At 50.2% G+C, this 20,517-nt stretch carries 10 protein-coding genes; all 10 read left to right on the forward strand.

Features of this window, described 5'->3' with window-relative positions; all coding sequences use genetic code 11:
- Nucleotides 1-5: 5 nt before the first annotated feature.
- The 10 genes from AC3G2T_RS17360 to AC3G2T_RS17405 all read left to right on the forward strand — a co-directional run bounded on the left by AC3G2T_RS17360 (nt 6) and on the right by AC3G2T_RS17405 (nt 20,510).
- On the forward strand, nt 6-902 hold the full coding sequence (locus AC3G2T_RS17360; RefSeq protein WP_474681261.1) for an ABC transporter permease: 897 nt from the start codon (nt 6-8) through the stop codon (nt 900-902).
- 1 nt (nt 903) lies between these two features.
- Entirely contained in the window at nt 904-1,758 is an 855-nt protein-coding gene (locus tag AC3G2T_RS17365; protein ID WP_474681260.1) for a carbohydrate ABC transporter permease, read from the forward strand.
- A gap of 23 nt (nt 1,759-1,781) precedes the next feature.
- Nucleotides 1,782-3,104 carry a sulfatase family protein gene (locus AC3G2T_RS17370; protein WP_488436322.1) on the forward strand — a complete coding sequence of 441 codons (1,323 nt, stop codon included), beginning with the start codon at nt 1,782-1,784 and terminating at the stop codon, nt 3,102-3,104.
- A gap of 24 nt (nt 3,105-3,128) precedes the next feature.
- On the forward strand, nt 3,129-4,676 hold the full coding sequence (locus tag AC3G2T_RS17375) for a sulfatase family protein (protein ID WP_488436323.1): 1,548 nt from the start codon (nt 3,129-3,131) through the stop codon (nt 4,674-4,676).
- Nucleotides 4,677-5,795: 1,119 nt separating this feature from the next.
- Nucleotides 5,796-15,365 carry a glycoside hydrolase gene (locus AC3G2T_RS17380; RefSeq protein ID WP_488436324.1) on the forward strand — a complete coding sequence of 3,190 codons (9,570 nt, stop codon included), beginning with the start codon at nt 5,796-5,798 and terminating at the stop codon, nt 15,363-15,365.
- A gap of 437 nt (nt 15,366-15,802) precedes the next feature.
- On the forward strand, nt 15,803-16,690 hold the full coding sequence (locus AC3G2T_RS17385) for a 3-hydroxyacyl-CoA dehydrogenase family protein (protein WP_474681255.1): 888 nt from the start codon (nt 15,803-15,805) through the stop codon (nt 16,688-16,690).
- A gap of 79 nt (nt 16,691-16,769) precedes the next feature.
- Nucleotides 16,770-17,012 carry an acyl carrier protein gene (locus AC3G2T_RS17390; RefSeq protein WP_474681254.1) on the forward strand — a complete coding sequence of 81 codons (243 nt, stop codon included), beginning with the start codon at nt 16,770-16,772 and terminating at the stop codon, nt 17,010-17,012.
- A complete protein-coding gene (locus AC3G2T_RS17395) occupies nt 17,012-18,145 on the forward strand; it encodes an acyl-CoA dehydrogenase family protein (RefSeq protein ID WP_474681253.1) in 1,134 nt (377 codons plus the stop codon). The genes AC3G2T_RS17390 and AC3G2T_RS17395 overlap by 1 nt, the downstream gene beginning before the upstream one ends.
- A 34-nt stretch (nt 18,146-18,179) precedes the next feature.
- Complete coding sequence (locus AC3G2T_RS17400) at nt 18,180-19,235, forward strand: HAD-IIIC family phosphatase (protein ID WP_474681252.1); 1,056 nt, start codon at nt 18,180-18,182, stop codon at nt 19,233-19,235.
- Nucleotides 19,236-19,256: 21 nt separating this feature from the next.
- The gene (locus AC3G2T_RS17405) at nt 19,257-20,510 is read left to right on the forward strand and encodes an ACP S-malonyltransferase (protein ID WP_474681251.1); all 1,254 of its coding nucleotides are present in this window, start codon (nt 19,257-19,259) and stop codon (nt 20,508-20,510) included.
- The last annotated feature ends 7 nt before the right edge of the window (nt 20,511-20,517 follow it).

Genomic DNA, 20,517 nt, shown 5'->3' on the forward strand with positions numbered 1-20,517 from the left:
TCCCCATGATGAAACTTGGAAGTCGCAGCGTGCCGTTATATTTGATGATTTTGCCCGGTTTGTTATTCTTTATCCTGTTTCGTTATATTCCGATGGGGGGTCTAGTCCTTGCTTTCAAGGACTACGACCCGATCGGCGGATTTGCCAGCAGCCCTTGGGTCGGCTTGGACAATTTTCGCAAGCTGTTCGCCGACCATGATTTCTGGATATTGCTGCGCAATACGTTTGTGTTAAGCGGAATTAATTTACTTTTCTTTTTCCCTGTACCCATCATAATCGCGTTGTTATTGAACGAAGTTAGATTGCCGTGGGTTAAGAAAATCGTGCAAACGACCATCTATATTCCCCACTTTGTTTCGTGGGTCGTCGTGGCCGGCATTACCGTTGTTTTATTTGCCACACAGGACGGCGGGATTAACAAGCTATTGGTGCAGTACGGATTTCCGCGATTTGAGCTGTTGACAGATCCCGCTTACTTCCGAGGGTTGTTCTTGTTCCAGAATATATGGAAGGAAATGGGATGGAGCGCGATTGTGTTTCTTGCCGCATTGGCCTCAGTGGACCCGGGGCTTTATGAGGCTGCCTACGTCGATGGCGCAGGACGCTGGAGACAAATGTGGCATATTACTTTGCCGAGCTTGCGTTCCATTGCGGTCATTTTGTTTGTACTGCGCTTGGGTTCGGTCATGGATGTAGGCTTTGAGCAAATATTGTTGATCCAAAATTCGGTAAATATTAGCGTGTCCGACGTCTTTGACACTTATGTGTACCGCAACGGCATTCAACAAGGCGAGTACAGCTTTACGACCGCAGTAGGCCTTTTTAAATCCGTTGTCGCTTTCGTTCTTGTCATGACGGTGAATCATTTGGCCAAGAGGTTCGGCGAGGAGGGAGTTTACTAGTATGAAAAAAGCAAATATCCTCTTCGACGCCTTTATTTATGCGGTGCTGCTGGTCTGCTTTCTGTTTGTAGCCTTTCCGTTCGTCTATATCCTGTTCAGTTCATTCTCTACAAAAAGCGAATTTATGACGCGCGGATTTTTTATCTTCCCGCATGAATGGACGCTGAACTCGTACGGCTATTTGCTGCAAAATCGAAATTTCACGCATGCTTACGGCAATACGTTTCTGATCACGATTTGCGGGACGGCGATAAGCCTCTTGTTCACCGTATTTATGGCTTACGGATTATCCAAGAGCTGGCTTAAGGGGCGGAGAGTGCTGAATCTGCTTGTCTTGTTTACGATGATTTTCAACGGCGGAATTATTCCCACTTATCTCGTCGTGCGGCAATTGCACCTGTTGAACAGTTATTGGGCGCTATTTTTGACCGCTGCTATTTTCCCGTTCCTGCTGATTATTATGCGCAGCTTTTTTGCCAGCGTTCCGTTGGAACTGGAGGAGGCGGCCAGAATTGACGGGTGCGGCGAATGGCGGTTGCTGTTCCGCATTATTTTGCCGCTGTCTTTACCTTCGCTCGTTACAATCGGGCTTATGTATGGAGTAGCTCATTGGAACAATTATTTCCAAGCGATTTTGTATTTAAACGATGCTGACAAATGGCCTGTTCAAGCTTTCCTGCGTCAATTTTTACTTGAATCCGACACTGGAATGGCGACAGACATCGGGGGATTCGAATACGGGCCGCCGGTCAAAATGGCCGCCGTCGTGGCTACAGCCTTGCCGCTTATCCTTTGTTACCCTTTCCTGCAAAAATACTTTAATAAGGGTATGATGGTAGGTTCAGTCAAAGGTTAAGCCGAAGGAGGAGACATGCAGCAATGCGCAATATTGTCATGATTACGACAGACCAACAGCAAATGCGGGCGATGAGCTGCGCCGATTCGAGCTATCGCACGCCCAACCTGGATCGGCTGGCGCAGATGGGCGCACGGTTTACAGGGGCTATCAGCACGTCAGCCCAATGTTCGCCTTCAAGAGCTACCTGGATGACAGGGAAATACCCCCATCAGGTGGGTGTCAATAATATCGGCCATATGCTGGATCCCGGCGACTGGGGAATCGCCAAGGAATTCAATAGCTGCGGTTATGAAACCGTGTATTTCGGCAAATGGCATCTCGGCAATACTCCAGCCGATTACGGGTTTCAAATCACCGATTACCGGACGGACGGCTTGCAGCTTGACGGAGCCAACGGCGATCCCCGGTTTCACAGCTGCAAGGACGCCGAGACAACGGCGAAGGCGCTCAATTACTTGGGGGACCGCGATGGCGGGAAAGCGTTCTTTTTAACGGTATCGTGGTATATGCCGCATCCGAATTCCCCGGAGGACGGTCCCTTCGAGCTTCTTGAAGGCGATGCCGCCGCATTTCCGAGGGAGCGGATGCCCGTGCCGGCCAGCTTTTATGCCGACGATTTATCCACGAAGCCTGCTTTTCAAAAAGAGCGGGCTTCGAAAGCCGAGTCGGCGCTGACTGAGGACATCGTGAAGCGCGACGCGCAGCGCTATCGGGCCATGCTGAGCCTGATGGACCGGAATTTGGGCCGCTTGCTGGAGCAGCTCGAAAGGAAGGAACTGCTGGACAATACCGCCATTCTTTTCACCAGCGATCATGGAGATATGCAGGGGGCGCACAAACTGCGCTTAAAGGGCGTTATTCCGTACAAGGAGCTGTATAACGTGCCGATGATCCTCTATGTTCCCGGCCTCGATCCGGCGAGGAAAGTCATTCCCGATCTTGTTTCAAGCGCTGCGGTTCCGGGGACTTTGCTCGAAGCGGCAGGGCTTCCGGTACGGGAGCGCTTTGAAGGCGGCTCGTTTTTGAACGCGATGGTGCGGAAGGAACGGCCTTCGGAGGAAAAAGTATTTTTCGAGCACTACAAGGCGTACTGGGGATTCCATCCGTTCCGGGGCGTGCAGACGGCGAGATGGAAATATGTGTTTTATTACGAAGAGGGCTACGAAGAAATGTATGACCTGGAAGAGGACCCGGATGAGAATGTAAATGTTGCCAACTGGCCGAAATTCGAGGGGATCCGCCGGCTGCTCAAGGAAGAAGTGGATTGCTGGTGGGAATCAACGGGAGCACTTACTCGAGAGCCGATTATCGATCAGAACAATCCATGGGGCAAAGATATTTAGCGATGAATGGAGAGGTTGAGGTAGATGAGAATATTATTTTTGGATTTGGATTCGACGAGCCCGGATCATCTGGGATGCTACGGTTATCATCGGAATACTTCGCCGAATATTGATAAAATCGCAGCCGAAGGCGTGCGGTTTAACAATTATTATACATCCGACGCGCCATGCGCGCCTTCCCGGACGGCGCTGATGAGCGGCAAGTTCGGGATCATCAACGGTCTTGTAGGCCACGGCGGTACAGCCGGCGATATGAAGCTGGAAGGGACGGAACGCGAGCTGATGGGCAAGCTGACGCGCGGAGGTGCGCTCCCGTCTTATTTGGGACTGGCTGCCGACTTGAACACGGTGTTAATTAGTCCTTTTGCCCAAAGACATTCGACTTTTCATTTTTATGCCGGATTCAACGAAATCCTTAATACAGGCAAATATGGCAACGAATCGGCCGAACATGTAACGCCGGTCGCTCTGGATTGGATCGGGCGCAACGCAGGCAAAGATGACTGGTTCCTGTATATCAATTACTGGGATCCTCATACGCCTTACCGCGCACCGATGGAATTCGGCAATCCGTTCGCCAATGAGCCGCTGCCGGCATGGTTGACGGAGGAAGTGCTGGAAAGGCATAAGCAAATGGTCGGTTCCCATAGCGCGAATGAGCTGAATATCGATTTTCGGAACAAGACCTACAATAATGAAACGAGTCCGAACTTCCCACGGCACCCCGGGGAAATTCAAAACATGGACGACATGAGAACGATGATTGACGGTTACGATTGCGGCATCCGTTATATGGATGAGCATCTTGGCCGGTTATTTGCCGCTTTGGAAGAGCAGGGCGTCATGGATGACCTGATCATCATCATTTCTGCGGATCACGGCGAGAATATGGGGCAATTGGGCATTTACGGCGAACATGCGACCGCCGATCAGGGTACATGCCGCATTCCTATGATTATTCGTTGGCCGGGCATGAAGCAGGGAATCGCAGATGACGGCCTGCATTACCATCTGGACCTGCTGCCGACACTGGCTGACATGCTGGGGACGCCGGCCGTGCCCGACTGGAGCGGTGTCAGCTACGCCCCTGTTCTGAAAGAAGGAACCGACTGCGGTCGCGATTATTTGGTCGTTTCGCAATGTGCCCATGTCGTCCAGCGAAGCGTTCGTTTTCGGGATTGGATCTACATCCGGTCTTATCATGACGGCTTCCATCTGTTTGACGAAGAGATGCTGTTCAATCTTGCCGAAGACCCTAAAGAACAGCTCAATGTTGCGTCCGAGCACCGGGACGTTTGCATGGAAGCGGTCTATTATTTGAACCAGTGGCATGACGAAGCGATGTGCCGGAACAGCGACGCGGTCGACCCGTTGTGGATGGTAATGAAAGAGGGCGGACCGTTCCATGCCAGGGGGTATCTCAAAGGGTATATCAAGCGGCTGGAAGAGACGGGCCGAGGGCATCTCGTGCCGGAACTCGTCCGTAGGCATCCCGGTGAGTTCCCGCAAGAACCGAATGCCGTCATGGGGCATTTTCAAGCGAAGATTGGCGCCAGAATGGCGGGGAAATAGGGGAGCCGACAACCGCCTGTCCGCCGGAGGGGACGAGCCGTATCATGCGCGGTAGAGCTTACTTATGCCGCAAATCCCGCCGCAACCGTTGCCGTGTGTCGTCACGCAGCCGGGATGCACCGGACGGTTCAGCGAGCGGGCCGCCTGATAGGCGCTTCCGTCCAAAAGCCTGCGAGAGTGCAGGGATTTCTGGCGCCGAGGGGGGCTGCGTCCATGTGAGCGGTGAAAAGCCTGCACAATTCAGACTGTTGAAAAACCCCCACGCTAGAGGAGATAGCTGCAATCTGCCTGGCCGCACGAAGAAAACCTGCAAAAATCAAGCTACCCAAAAACCCCCGTGTCAGAGGCGATAACTACAATCTGCCCGGCTGAACGAAGAAAACCTGCAAAAATACATGAATTTGCGTCTTTGATCGCTGTCCACGAACAATTCCTGCAAAAGTGCAGGCTTTTCAGCGGGGACATGGGCTCAGGTGCACATTCAGCGAAAATTCCTGCACTTTTGCAGGTTTTTCGCCAAAATAGTCCGATTTCAAAGAAAAAGCCTGCACATTCGCAGGTTTTTTCCCTATCAAGCTGCTTTTTGCCCATTTGCGCAGTTCCGCGACCTATACCGGGAGAGGCACTGGCGGGGAAAAGCAGTTCCCCCCAAATCAGGGTCCCTCTGGTTCCCCTAATCCTAACAAAGTGTCGCGACTTTCTCGGGCAGCCTGCACAATTGCAGGAATAGTTTCTTTTCAAGCATATGTTTGCAGGTTTTCTTCACGAACGCGCAAGGCGGATTGTGCTATCGGCTCTGGCGCGGGTTTCTTGGTCAGCCTGAGTTACGATGGCGAGGTTCCATAATCAAGCAAAACTGCGGCTCCAGACGTTGGGGCAGCAGTTTTTTTTGCGTTGATTTTGCGGAGGTTTGCCGCTTACAGTATTGCCGGGCCTGAGAGACCGACGATTGAAATCGTAAAAAATTATAATTTTCGAAGAAGAAATTATATCGTGAATGGGTTAGGTTTCAGCTATAATGAGCTATAAATTATCTTGAATAAAGGTGATTTCCGGAATTAGCCGGATTGTGGTTTTCAAGCGCTGCTGGTTCTTATACACACCTGAAGGAGGAAAAAGATGTTTAAACGCACCCTGGCGCTGGTCACTTCCGCACTCGTAGCTGCCAGTCCTATTGCACCGACAGTTACACATGCCGCAGATGTCAGCAGAACTTTAGTGAGCATCGATGCAAGTTCAACTTTTCAAACCATTGACAACTTTGGCGCATCAGACGCGTGGTCCATGGATCCGATCGGAAAGGAATGGTCTGACAGCAACAAGGAGAAGATTGCCGATTTATTATTTTCGCAGGACAAAGGGATCGGTTTATCAAGCTGGCGGTTTAATATCGGAGCAGGCTCCAATGATACGGATGAAAGTATTATTACGATTCCATGGAGAAGGGTGGAAAGCTTCAAGAAAGATGACAATAGCGCTTACGATTGGTCGAAGCAGGGCGGACAGCAATGGTTTTTGAAAGCTGCGAATGACAGAGGCGTTAAGGATCTTATTGCATTTGTGAACAGCCCGCCGGTATGGATGACCAAGAACGGGCACGCACAGCCGGACGCTTCCGTCGGCTCGACGAATCTGAAACCGGGTTACGAGGGCAAGTTCGCCGGTTTTTTGGCGGATGTTGTGGACCATTTCGATAAGTCAGGCATTCATTTTAATTATGTCAGCCCCATCAACGAGCCTACGTGGGATTGGAACGGAGCCGGACAAGAGGCGAACCGCTATAACAACACGGATTTTATCAATGTCATTAATAGTCTTTATGCGGAGCTCAAGAATAGAAATATCAATACCAAAATCACTGCTCCTGAAGGCGTCGAAATCCTGGCCCTGCTTGATGACGCCAAATATGCGCAATTTATGGCCTCCTCCCAAAATCCTAACGATAACAAACAGCAATATCAGGGCGGAAGCAACAAATTAAATGTTGGCAAGTACCGGGAATATATCAAGGATCTTTTGGGTAATCCTGAAATCGCTTCCAAAATCGACAACAAGATCGTCTCCCACTCCTATTGGTCGGATACGGTTTCCGACAAAAACGGGGACCGCCTGGGAGCATTGCGGAAGCTGCTGTGGGAAAATCTGCAAAGTACTTTGCCGGGTTCGTCCTATTGGATGAGCGAGTACTGCGTTCTCGGCGATGTCGGCGAAATGCAGGGGAACGGAAGGGACTTAGGCATCGATCCGGCGCTTTTGATAGCGCGCACGATTCATTATGACCTGTCTGTTGCGAATGCATCCGCTTGGCAATGGTGGACGGCTGTGTCCAAAGGAGATTATAAGGACGGTCTGATTTATACGGATTATAGCGTACCGGGCGATCAGCAATCGATCTATGCGTCCAAAATGTTATGGGCATTGGGCAATTACAGCAAATTTATTCGTCCGGGGGCCAAACGGATCGCCATGACCGGACTTGCGGAGAATGACCCCAAGGGGTTGATGGGTTCGGCTTATTTGCATGAGGGCAATCATAAAATCACTTCCGTCTACGTGAACTACACGAATGAGGATAAGCCGGTTACCGTTCAACTCAATCAATTGCCGGGCGGAAACAAAGTATACCATCTCACGCCTTTTGTGACGAGCGCAAGCGAAAGCCTGGCTCAGCACGACATGGTAACGGCGGGTGCGGACGGCGCATTTCAGTACATAATCCCCGCAAGGTCCATCGTAACGTTGGACGGCAATTATGTGCCCGCGGATCAAGCGCCGGAAAGGCCGGGTATTGATTCCGTCAAGCCCTTGAATAAAGCGGCGGATATCAAGCTGAACGGGGTTGCAGGAGCCGAAAGCTATAAAATCGTCTACGGCAAATCCCCGGATAATATGAATATGACTGCCGGTCCTGTGACAGGTACAAGCTACACGCTTCTTGGGCTGGAGAATCATACTGCGTATTATATGCAGGCAATAGCTGTGAACCGGAACGGTGAAAGCGCCCCTTCCGACACGGCAACCGTGACGCCGGTGCTAAGTCCGCCGCAGCAGGTGTCCGCAAATCCCGTTGATGGAGGGATCGGCATTCAATTCTCCGGCGATCCTCATGTTCCGCACTATTTGGCAAAATGGGGAACCGCCAGCGGCACGTACAACGGCACAGTGGAAATCGCCGGTCAGGACGGTTTGTATAAAGGCGTCATTACAGGTTTAACCAACGGCAGTCCCTATTACTTGGCGATCCAGGCGCAGGACGGAGCGGACTACAGCGCTTTGTCTACCGAAATGACGGTAACCCCGACTGTTCAAGCGCCAAGCAAGCTGATCGCCGTTCCGGGCGACGGCAAAGTTCAACTGGAGTTCCCGGAGGTGCCGAGCATTGCCAAGTATGCTTTGGAAATGAACACCGGGAACGGTGCGCCGACAACGACGCAGCTGCTTACGAATTCCGCAACGATCGATCATCTGACAAACGGTCAAATCTATTCCTTCCGCGTATCTTCTGTAGGCACGGGCGGAACGGGGCAGCCGACAGCAAGCATCCAGGCTATGCCTCAAGCGGAAAACGTTACGTGGGAAGACGATTTTCAGAACGCTTCCTTGATTCCCTATAATCAGGATGTCAGTGTATGGAAGATGGAAAACGGGCTGTTGAAACATCAATCCGGAGGAGACAACCAGGGAGAGCTATCCGTTAAAAATGTCAAGGTGATTGACGGCACTATCTCCGTTACGGCCAAACACGCCGAGCCGGGCGCCGACTGGGGAGTTGTTTTCCGCGGTACGGATTATAATCATGCCTATGCCTTCGGATTCGAGAACGACGCGCTGTTCTTGCGGAAAAATGGCACGAATCTGGCCAAATCGAAGGCTTTCTCGGCCAAGCTGAACCAACTGTACCAGTTGAAGGTCGTTTTGGACGGTTCGCATATTCAGGCCTATCTGGATGATGAACTGATCTTTGATGTGCAGGATTCCACTTACAGCAGCGGTATGGTAGGACTGCATAGCTGGGATGATGCGCAGTTTAGCTACATGAAGGTGATTAGGCCGGGTGACTTGAAGAAAGCCCCGGAGATCAATACGGTTCGCAGCGGCAACCACCGGATCGATTTGAAATATGTGGAAGTCGACGGGGCAACCGCCTATACGGTGCAATACGGTACAACATCCGATAACTTGCAGAATCAGGCGGCTGCGAGCGGAGGAAATGCCGCAATAACCGGGCTCAGCAACAATCAGATTTATTATTTCAAGGTTGTGGCGACGAATGGAGTCCTTAAGACCGAATCAAGCATCGTATCGGGTACGCCGCACGATGTCGATGTATCGCAGCTGCTCTACTATGTAGATGCGGGGGATTCGAGCCCGGATAAATTGGAAGACGGCGAGTCGTTCGGTTCCATGAACGGAGTGGAGGATCAAGCTTACGGGGCGGATCCCGTGACCGGATACAAGTGGGGCTATGAAGCCGACGATTCGCAAACTTGGGCCAATCTAACCGAGGACCGCTGGAGCAGCATTCGCCAGTACGACGGCAGCACCAACGGCAAAGGTCTCGCCTATCGGTTTGAAGTGCCCAACGGGTTGTATAATCTGGATCTGGGATTCGATGATCCTTGGGATAGTGCCGACAGGGTGATGGATATTGAAGTAGAAGGACAAAAAGTTCTTACCAACTACTTGATCGGAGCGGGCCAAGACGTGAAGCGGGTAGTGGGCGTTTCCGTTACGGATGGAGAGCTTGACGTAAAAATCATAAAACAGGGCAGCAACAAGCCCTTGATTAGCTGGCTTACCGTTCAGCAAGATACCGGCGTTCCTGCTCAACCGGCGATCAAACGCGCAGCCGAAGGGGATTCCAAGGTTACTTTGTATTTTGACGAGACTATTCATGCCGATTATGACATTGCGTATGGCACGGATCAAGGGAACCTTGCCCACCACATCTCTGTGCCGGGAAATGTCAACCATTACACGGTTGAAAATTTGACGAACGGCACGCCGTACTATTTTGCGTTGACAACGGTTAGAGGCAGTTCCTCAAGCCCTGCATCCGACGTGAAAACGGCGACACCGGTAGGCCCTGCGGATCCTAATCTATACTATTTTGTGGATGCAGGGGCGACCACTGTGCAAAACGGGGTTACACTCGGCGCGAAACAGTCGGTTCCCGATCAAAGTTTCGGAAAGGATCCCGTCACCGGAGCAGCCTGGGGATATGTTGCGGATGACGGGCGCACCTGGGCCAAGAGCGATGAAACAGACCCGTTTCTCTCGATCCGTCAATATGACGGAAATGATAACGGGAAAGGAATCGCTTATAAATTTGAAGTCCCCCCTGGCACGTACGATGTGCGAATGGGCTTTGACGATCCTTGGGATTCGCCGACCAGATTGATGGACATCTACGTTCAGAACGACCGCAAGCTACAAAATTACGTGGTCGGCGACAAGCGGGAGATCAAGGAATTTACCGCGGATGTGACAACGGACCAGCTTGAGGTCAAACTGGTTAAGGCAGGGGCCGACAAGCCTGCTGTCGGGTGGATTTCCGTCCGATACGTGAAACCGCTTCCGGGATCGGAGAACACAGGTCCGAAGCTTTGGTACAAGTTCAATGAGGGCAGCGGGACAACGGTTAGCGATGCTTCCGGAAACGGCCATGCGGGTACGCTTAGCGGCGGCGTTTCGTGGGGAACGGCGAAAAACGGCGCTGGCGCTGGCGCGTTAAACGGAACAGACGGCTTCGTTCAGATGCCGAACGGGATGCTGTCGGGTATAACGGACCTCACGGTGTCGACGAATGTGTATATCGATCCGGCAATTAAGAATCCTTACTGGATCTTCACGTTCGGTTCGGCGGAAAACCCTGCTTCGGCTCCCGGCACCAAATATTTCGGCATGTTGACGGACGGAAGCGGCAATTCCCGCGTCAGCATGACGAACGACAGGTGGTCCGCGGAACAAAACGCGTCGAAAGGCTCATCCCTTGCCAAAGGGGTGTGGAAACATGTCGCCGTGACCGTGTCCGGCACAATCATGACATTTTATGAAGATGGAAACAAGATTGCTGAGAGAAAAAATGTAACGGTTTCTCCCAAAGATATGGAGGCGACCGTAGCCAACTATATCGGCAAGCCTGCTTATCCTGCGGATCAATACTTTAAAGGGCAAATTTCGGATTTTCGCTTATATGACCGGGCTTTATCCGCCAGTGAAATCAGAAATGTATGGATCGAATCCCTGACTGACAGCGAGGCTGTTCAGGCGGTCAAAGACGGCTTGGATTTGGGTGATACTGCGGCTGTGGTCGGCAACTTGACACTTCCGACTGTCTATGCGGCCGGGGTGAACGTCACATGGAGCTCTGATCGTACGGATATTATTTCCGCTGACGGCAAGGTAACCAGACCGCTCGACGCTGATACAACGGTCCATGTAACGGCAGCTATTCATAAAGGGGCTGCGACGGACAGCAAAACCATTGCGGTTACCGTTTTGAAAGCGGGGGATGCGGTCGGCCTGGACTCCCGCGCCTATGTGCTATTTCTCAACCAGACCCACAGGACGAAAGTTACGGTTACTCATCCGGACGGATCTGTGGACGATGTGACGGGTTCAGCCGCGTATGAATCGTCGGATTCCAATGTTGCCGCGGTGGACGGTTCGGGAGTGGTGACCGGGCTCCGCAAAGGAACGGCAGTCATTAAGGTTGCATACAAAGGCGAGACCTACCAAGTAACTGTAACGGTAAAGAATGATATGCTGCTGTGGTACAAATTGGGCGAAACCGGCGGCACTGCCGCGGCAGACGCATCGGGGAACGGGAACGACGGTATCCTCAAAAACGGCGCAGCCTGGGGACCGGGCATTGGCGGCAGCTCGCTGCAATTAAGCGGCGGTTACAACGGCGCCTATGTACAGATGCCGAACAACCTGCTCCAGGGGGTCGACGATTTGACGATATCGGCCTTCATGAAGCTGGATGCAACCGCAACGGCGCCGCAATGGCTGGCTACATTCAGCAATACGAAAAATGGATACATCTACTTCGCGCCGACTTTGAGCGGCAGGTTCAGATACTCCATTACGCCTACGAACTGGAGCGGAGAGAGCGGGGTAGCGAGCAGTTCGATTCCCGTCAATTCCTGGAGGCAGGTTGCGGTAACTTATTCTGCCTCAACCGGAACCGCCACCTTGTATGTGGACGGAGCAGCCGTACAAAGCGATTACGTTGCTCAAAAGCCGAGCAGTCTGGAACCGACCGATGCGAATTTTATCGGCAAGCCGTGGCCCAATTATGGCGACCCTTATTTTAAAGGCAACGTCAGCGACTTTCGCTTATACAGCAGAGCGTTGGAGAAGTCCGAAATTCAGGCGATCTATGAAAGCAAGCTAGGCGATATGTTTATGGCGGATCAAACGGATCTGACGCTCGGGGATACCAGCGCCGTACAAAGCAGCTTGACACTCCCGGCCAGAGGTTCGTACGGAAGCGCGATCACCTGGACTTCAAGCAATGAAGCGGTGATCAACAGCCGGACGGGCGCGGTGACACGTCCAGCAGCCAGCGACGGCAACGCAACGGTCATGCTGACGGCGACCATCAGCAACGGCCGAGCGACGGCAACCAAAACGTTTGCTGTGACGGTCATCAAGCAGCTTGCGGATGCCGAGAAATTACAACGCGATGCGGAGAATTTGACGATTCACAACATCGGCGATGTCCGCGGCAATCTGACACTGCCTGTACAAGGCGAGTTCGGCTCCGTGATTTCATGGTCCTCCGAGGACTCCGCCGTCGTTGCGCCGACCGGTGAGGTGAAGCGTCCCGCCGCGGGTACCGGTGATGCGGACATCAAACTGACGGCAACGCTCAGGTTGAATAACGAGGTTCTCACCAAGGCGTTTTTGGCTCATGTGAAGATGCTGCCCGTGAAGCCGGATTATGCAGGCTATCTGTTTGCCTATTTTATCGGCGAAGGCACGAAAGATGGCGAACAGCTCTACATGGCGGCGAGCAAGGGAAATGATCCGCTGCACTGGAACAATTTGAACCAAGGCAAACCTGTATTTACATCCCGACTGGGTGAAAAAGGGGTCAGAGACCCTTCCATTGTCAGGTCCCCGGACGGCGATAAATTTTACATGATCGCAACGGATCTTAATATTTACAGCAACGGGGATTGGACCCGGGCGCAAACAACGGGCAGCACGTCCTTGTTGATTTGGGAATCGTCGGATTTGATCCATTGGTCGAATCAAAGACTGGTTAAAGTATCTTCCGATTTGGCGGGAAATACTTGGGCGCCGGAAGCGTTCTATGACAAAACGACCGGGGACTTTGTCGTCTTTTGGGCTTCGAAGATGTACAGCGATGCCGCCAAGTCAGGCAGTCCGAATGAGAGAATTATGTATGCGAAGACGCGGGATTTTTATACGTTTACGGAGGCCAAGGAGTACTTCAATCCCGGATATTCGGTCATTGATACGACCATGATTGAAAACAACGGGAAGATTTACAGATTTACGAAGGATGAACGCGATTTCAACGCTGCGACTTCGCCTAACGGCAAGATGGTATTCGAGGAATCCGGCGACTCCATATTCGGCAGCTTCACCATGATCAAGGAAGGGATCGGCAAAGGAACGATCCCTGCCGGAGAAGGACCGCTGGTGTTCAAGGCGAACGGAGAAAACAAATGGTATCTGTTTATCGATTACTTCTCCGGCGGAGGCTACAAGCCTTTTTACACCACCGATCTGGCATCGGGCGTATGGACTCCGGTTTCAAGCGGATACAGCTTCCCGACACCGGCTCCGAGACATGGAACGGTGCTGCCGATCACAGCGGAGGAGCTAACGAGAATCAACGGAACGCTGCCGGTTGAAGTCGCACCTGCGGCAAGTGAAGTGACGAGCGTGACGCTCGATCAACAGGCTCTCGCTCTAAAACCAGGGCAGACCGCACAGCTGAAGGCGACCGTTCTCCCCGACCTTGCAGGGAACAAGACGGTCCTGTGGTCCAGCAGCAATGAAGCGGTCGCCACCGTCGACGGCGCGGGAACCGTGACCGCAATCGGCAGCGGTACGGCTGCGATTACCGCGACTACGGTCGATGGCGGAAGGATCGCCACGGCTCAGGTCACGGTTCGGGAAGCAGGCGCAGTACCTGTAACCGGCGTGTCGCTCAACATGGCCGCGGCCCTGCTGCAAGTTGGAGGAACGACGCTGCTTGAGGCCGCCGTCACACCTGGCGACGCAACCAACAAAGCGGTGCGCTTCACCTCTTCAGCGCCAAGCGTAGCTTCCGTGACGTATGCGGTTTATAACGCGCAAACAGGAACAACAAGCGTTATTGTTACCGGAGTTTCCAGCGGAACTGCGCTCATCATAGCTACAACTGATGACGGGGGAATGACAGCGGCCAGCACTATAACGGTGGTAGGCGGCGGTAATGGCAGTACAGGCGATAGCGGAGGTACATCGAACTCGACCGGATCGGCCAACACGCCCAAAGAACCGGAAGTGCCTGTCAGCGGCATCCCCGGCAAGGTGAAAATAGGAGCCCCTGTTGTTGAGACAGGATCAGCCAAAGTCACTGTCGATGCTCAAGCCTTGAACAAGGCTTTTGAAGAGGCGGGGGTTGCCCTGATTGAAGTGCCGAAAACAGCGGAAGTAAATCGCTATATCGTCAACCTGCCGGCTTCGGCGCTGACGGCAGCCGGTGGCAAACAAGTCACAGTAGCAACAGAAATCGCTACTGTCGCAGTACCTTTGGGCATGTTAGGAGCTTCTGCCGGAACGGGCACTGCGGACGTTACGTTGTCGATCGGGAAAGCCGATGCGGTTGGCCTGGATGCGGCGGCACAGGTGGCGATCGGCAGCAAGCCGGTCATTGAGCTTACCTTGACGGCGAATGGGTCGGCCATTGCCTGGAACAACCCGGAAGGACCGGTACTCGTGTCGATCCCTTATACGCCTTCCGCCGAAGAGCTTGCTAATTCGGAGCATATTACTGTTTGGAACGTCGATGCACACGGACGAATAACAGCAGTTCCTACGGGAAAATATGATGCAGCTACCGGAACCGTCACCTTCGCGACCACGCAATTCGGCCGATATGCGGTTGCCTACGTCCATAAGTCTTTCCGCGATCTGGCGGAGTACGGCTGGGCCAAACATGCAGTCGAGGTCATGGCGTCTAAAGGAGTCATTCAGGGTACTTCGAACGATATCTTTGATCCCGGCGAAAACATTACGAGAGCCGATTTCGTCCAGCTTTTGGTTCGCACGCTTGGATTGACCGCCAAGGCAGACGGCCAATTTGCAGATGTCAGCTCCAAAGCCTACTACGCCGAAGCGGTAGCGATTGCCCGGAAGCTGGGAATTTCCGCCGGAGTCGGCGGGAACCAATTCAGCCCGAGTTCTGCGATCACCCGTCAAGATATGATGGTATTGATCGAGCGCGCGTTGAAGGCGGCGAAAAAACAGATTGCAGCAGGATCGGAGGACCATCTTTCCGGATTTGCCGACAGCTCGGAAGTCGCACCCTATGCGAAGCAAAGCGTATCTGCGCTTATCCGGAACGGAATTATAAGCGGAGACGGCAGCGGAATCAATCCGCTTGGGAACGCAACGAGGGCAGAAACGGCAATGCTTATGTATCGAATATACAATAAGTAGGTATTTTGGGCCGAGAAGACGAAAATTTTGATTGCAGGACCATTAGCATCATTGGATGCTAGTGGTCTTTCTTTTGCACGAATCTTGCTGCGCGTTGTAGGGCGAAACGCTGGATTTTACCGGATGACGTTGTAAATATTTGCTTTTCTCATTTGTAAATTCATGGTACAATATGGAATATTAATGGTTTAAACTCCCTCAGCTAGCGCGGCTGAAATACTGATTTCCCCATTCTCTGCTTGCTGTATGCATCAAGTTGTTTCTTTCCTTACAGGAATTCCCGCATGATTCCACCCCAAGCTTCTCTCACCAAGTTACGCCATAGTCTGTTCATACTTTATTCCCTTTACTTCCGTTGATTAAGTTAATAGATTGCTGATTGGCAATCCGGATGCACGGTCATATCAATTCATAGCGGCAAATCCACTGATTTTGGCATGTTTTCGGGAAGTTTATTTAACGAAGGAGTGATTTATTTGGAAAAAATAGGAGTAATTGGCGCTGGGGTTATGGGCAGAGGAGTTGCCCAGAACTTCGCACAATTCGGCTATCCGGTTGTTCTCATAGATATTTGTGAGAGCATACTGGAGAAAGCAAGCGAGGAAATCTATAACAACGTGAGGTTTCAGGGATTATTCAAGAAGAGCGAAGTTGTAATGGAGCCTGAAACAGTACTATCAAGAATAAAATTTTCTACCGATTATGGGTTGCTGGCCGAGGTGGATTTTATCGTAGAGAATGTTGCTGAAAAATGGGAAACCAAGAGTGAGGTTTATAAAAAATTAGATGAGATCTGTCAAGATAACTGCGTAATCCTGGTTAATACTTCATGTATATCTATAACAAAGGTTGCATCTTTAACTAAAAGGCCATCCTTTATCCTGGGAGCTCATTTTATGAATCCCGTGCCTGTGAAATCGGCGGTTGAAATCATCCGCGGTTATCATACATCTGATTCAACTATCGAGCGGACCAAGGAACTGCTTTTCACAATTGGCAAAGAAACGATCGTAGTGAACGATTATCCGGGCTTTGTCTCGAATAGGATTTCACATTTATTTATGAATGAAGCGGCTTTTGTAGTCCAGGATCAGGTAGCTTCGCCCCAGGAAGTAGATGATATTTTTAAAAAATGTTATTCGCATAAAATGGGGCCATTGGAAACTGCAGATTTGATAGGCTTGGATACAGTGGTGCAATCTTTGGATGTTTTATATGAAAGTTACCAGGATTCCAAATTTCGCTGCTGTCCCCTATTGCGTAAAATGGTCGCAGCCGGCTTGTACGGCAGAAAGTCGGGACAGGGGTTTTATACATATGAATAAAGTCGCGTAGGAAGGGGGCCAAATTAAAGTTAAAACAATGAATTGACAAAGTATTTTACTTAAAGGAAGGTGATTTTTTATGGAAAATGTACATGTAAAGGTCAGGATTAAGGGATTTCTCGGCAAATTTTTCAAAAAGCACGAACTGCGGGATGACGAGGATATATTCTCATTGGGATTTGTAAACTCTTTATTTGCTATGCAGTTAGTTATGTTCCTCGAAAAAGAATTCAAAATAAGAGTTGACAATAAAGATCTCGATATGGACAATTTCAGGTCTATCAATTCCATTTATGAACTTGTCGAAAGGAAAGCCAGTTAATGATAATTGAACTGACCAAGGAACAACAGGCATGGAAGGCTGAATTCAGAGAATTTGCAGATCAGGTAATCGAACCTAGTGCTGAAGAGAACGACCGGGAGGAACGTATTGCGCCCGAAATTATAGCGAAGCTGAAAGAGAAAGGATACTTGGGTTCCATGCTTCCGAAGGAATACGGCGGAATGGGACTGGATTGGGTTACAGTCGGCATCTTGAATGAAGAAACGGGACGAGGATGTTCCTCCGTTAGAAGCTTGCTGACCGTCCATGGAATGGTGGCATTGGCCATTCTAAGGTGGGGAAGCGATGAACAGCGAAGCCGGTTGCTGCCCCAACTGGCCGCCGGCGAAATCATAGGCGCTTTTGCGCTTACAGAGCCGGATGTAGGCAGCGATGCTAAGAATGTACAGACAACAGCTGTTCTTTCGGACGATTGCTATGTGCTGAATGGACGCAAAAAGTGGATCACCATGGGGCAGATCGCTGATATTTACTTGGTGTTTGCACAGTGTGAAGGCAAACCCACCGCTTTTTTGGTCGAGAGCAGTTCTCCCGGATTTGTCAGAACCCCCATAACGGGGATGCTGGGAGTAAGAGCTTCGATGCTGGCGGAGCTGCATTTTGACGATTGCAAAATCCCGAAAGAACACATTGTGGGACGAGTGGGGACAGGCTTATCGCACGTGGCTTTAAATTGTCTGGATTATGGAAGATACACCGTTGCCTGCGGATGTGTCGGCCTGGGACAAGCCTGCTTGGAACAATCCGTGAGCTATGCGAGGAAAAGGAAGCAATTTGGTTCGCCTTTACGGGAGAATCAACTGATCCAAAAAATGTTAACCGAAATGGCGGTAAATACTAAGGCGGCAAGATTACTATGTTACCATTCGGGATACTTGAAGGATGCCATGGATCCCGATTCGATTATGGAAACGTGGACGGCAAAATATTTTGCCTCCAGGATGATTAATCAGGTAGCAAGTGATGCTGTGCAAATTCATGGGGCAAATGGATGCAGCCGTGATTATCCCGTTGAAAGGTATATGCGCGACGCCAAAATCAATGAAATTATCGAGGGAACTACGCAAATGCACGAGATGCTTATCGCAATGAACACATTGAGGAACACCTAACCACTTTATACAAGCCGCGTTGGAGGGATGCGTGATGAACAAAGAAAGCACCGCAACGAAGGAAAAACAAAAGATCAAATGTATTGTATGGGATTTAGACAATACGATTTGGGACGGGGTACTTCTTGAAGACAACAACGTCACGCTTCGAAGCGGGGCCGTTGATATTATCAAAACGCTGGACAACCGTGGGATCTTGCAGTCCGTTGCGAGTAAAAATGATCATCAGGCAGCCATGAATAAGCTTGAAGAGTTTGGACTGCAGGAATATTTCATCTATCCTCAAATCAACTGGAACTCGAAATCCTCTTCCATCGCGGCTATTGCGGAATCCATCAATATAGGCATAGACACACTGGCATTTGTCGATGATCAACCCTTTGAACGAGAAGAAGTCAAATATGCGCTTCCTGAAGTCCTTTGTATAGACGCTTTGGATTTGCACCTGCTCCTGGACATGCCCGAGATGAACCCGAAATTCGTTACAGAAGATTCAAAAAATCGAAGAAAAATGTATATGAGCGATATCAAACGGAACCTTGTAGAGGAAAGCTTTATAGGTACACACGAAGAGTTTTTAGCGTCGCTCAATATGAAATTTTTTATATCAAGGGTTAAAGAAGGGGACTTGCAGCGAGCGGAGGAACTGACGGTAAGAACCCATCAATTAAATACTACCGGATACACGTATTCGTACGAAGAGATCGACAAGATGAGTACATCGGATACTCATTTGCTGCTCATTTCGGATTTGGAAGATAAATATGGGACCTACGGTAAAATAGGGCTAACGCTTATAGAAATAGGACAAGACGTATGGACCATAAAGCTCCTGCTGATGTCCTGTCGCGTCATGTCGCGCGGAGTAGGGACGGTCATGATCAATCACGTCATGAACCTTGCCAAGAAGGCAAATGCGGTTCTGCGTGCCGAGTTTGTCACGACGGACAGAAATCGGATGATGTATGTTACGTATAAATTTGCCGGGTTCAAAGAGATTCACGAAGACGGAAATTATATCGTATTCGAAAATGATCTTTCCAATATACAGCCGTTGCCCGGGTATATCAGGCTGGCTGTGGAAAAATAGTATGCAGGGAGGCATTTGATCATGGAAAAGTTCGCTTTTATTTTTCCGGGACAAGGAACACAGTTTATACAGATGGGCAAATCGTTTTTTGATCACTACTCGATCTCGAAACAGACATTCGAGGAAGCGAGCGATGTTTCGGGAATCGATGTCGCCAATCTATGTTTTAACGGAAGCGTGAGCAGCATGAATGAATTTTCCAATATGCAGCTTGCTATTTTAACGACCGAGATTGCGATATTTAGAGCGTACATGGAGGATTATGGGGTTTACCCTCAATTTGCAGTAGGCCACAGTATTGGCGAATATGCTGCTCTTGTGAGTGCCGGGGCTGTAACTTTCAGGGATGCGATAGCAATCATGATGAAAAGGGGGGAATTAATAAACGGAGTAGTTCAAAAAGATATAGGTCATATGGCCATCATCGAACAATCCAAACAGGAAATCATAGAAGAGTGTATCAGAGCGGCCAATGCGGAGGGGAGCGTATTTATTTCATGCTTCAACTCAAATAGTCAATACGCGATAAGCGGCTTAAATGAGAAACTTGAAGCGGTCGAACAGCAGCTGCTTGATAAAGAGGCCATGGTATCCCCGCTTTTCAGCAGTCCGCCGATTCATTGTCCGATCATGAACGAAATTTGTATGGAGTATTTGGAGTATATTAGCGGTTTTGAATTTTATCCGTTTAGATTTCCTGTTATATCCAACTATACCGGTAATCCTTTATCGGACCCGAATAAAATTGCTAAAAGTTTGACTTATCACTTAATTTCTCCGGTTCTGTTTACTTCAGCCCTTCATCTCTTCCGGCGATTTGGCGTTACGGCGACGATTGAAATGAGCCCTAAGCTGCTATTATCCGAATTTATTAAGGAAAATCTGCCGAACTTGAAAACCTATTGTTATGGCTTGATCAATGACAAGCACAAGCTGGATGTTTTGTTTACATCCGACCCGAATTTCGCTAAAGATCTGCCCAATTTTGCCGGAAGATGCCTTAGCATTTTAGTTTCTACAGAGAACAAGAACACGGATCACAATGAATACAAGGAAGTTGTTAAAATCTATGAAAAGCTCAAAGAGAAATACAATGCGACATCAAAGCATAGAGACGGTGTGAAAAGCGAGATGCAGGCCGAAATGCTTGATATGTTGATTGCGGCGTTGCGAATCAAAAAGCTTGACCCGAGACAAATCAGAAATTGCGTAAAAACGTTATTGGATGAAACCAATTCTTTCTATCATTTTACCAAAGTATTTCAGACTCTGTAGAAAGCGG

The sequence above is a fragment of the Paenibacillus sp. sgz302191 genome (genome assembly GCF_057749925.1).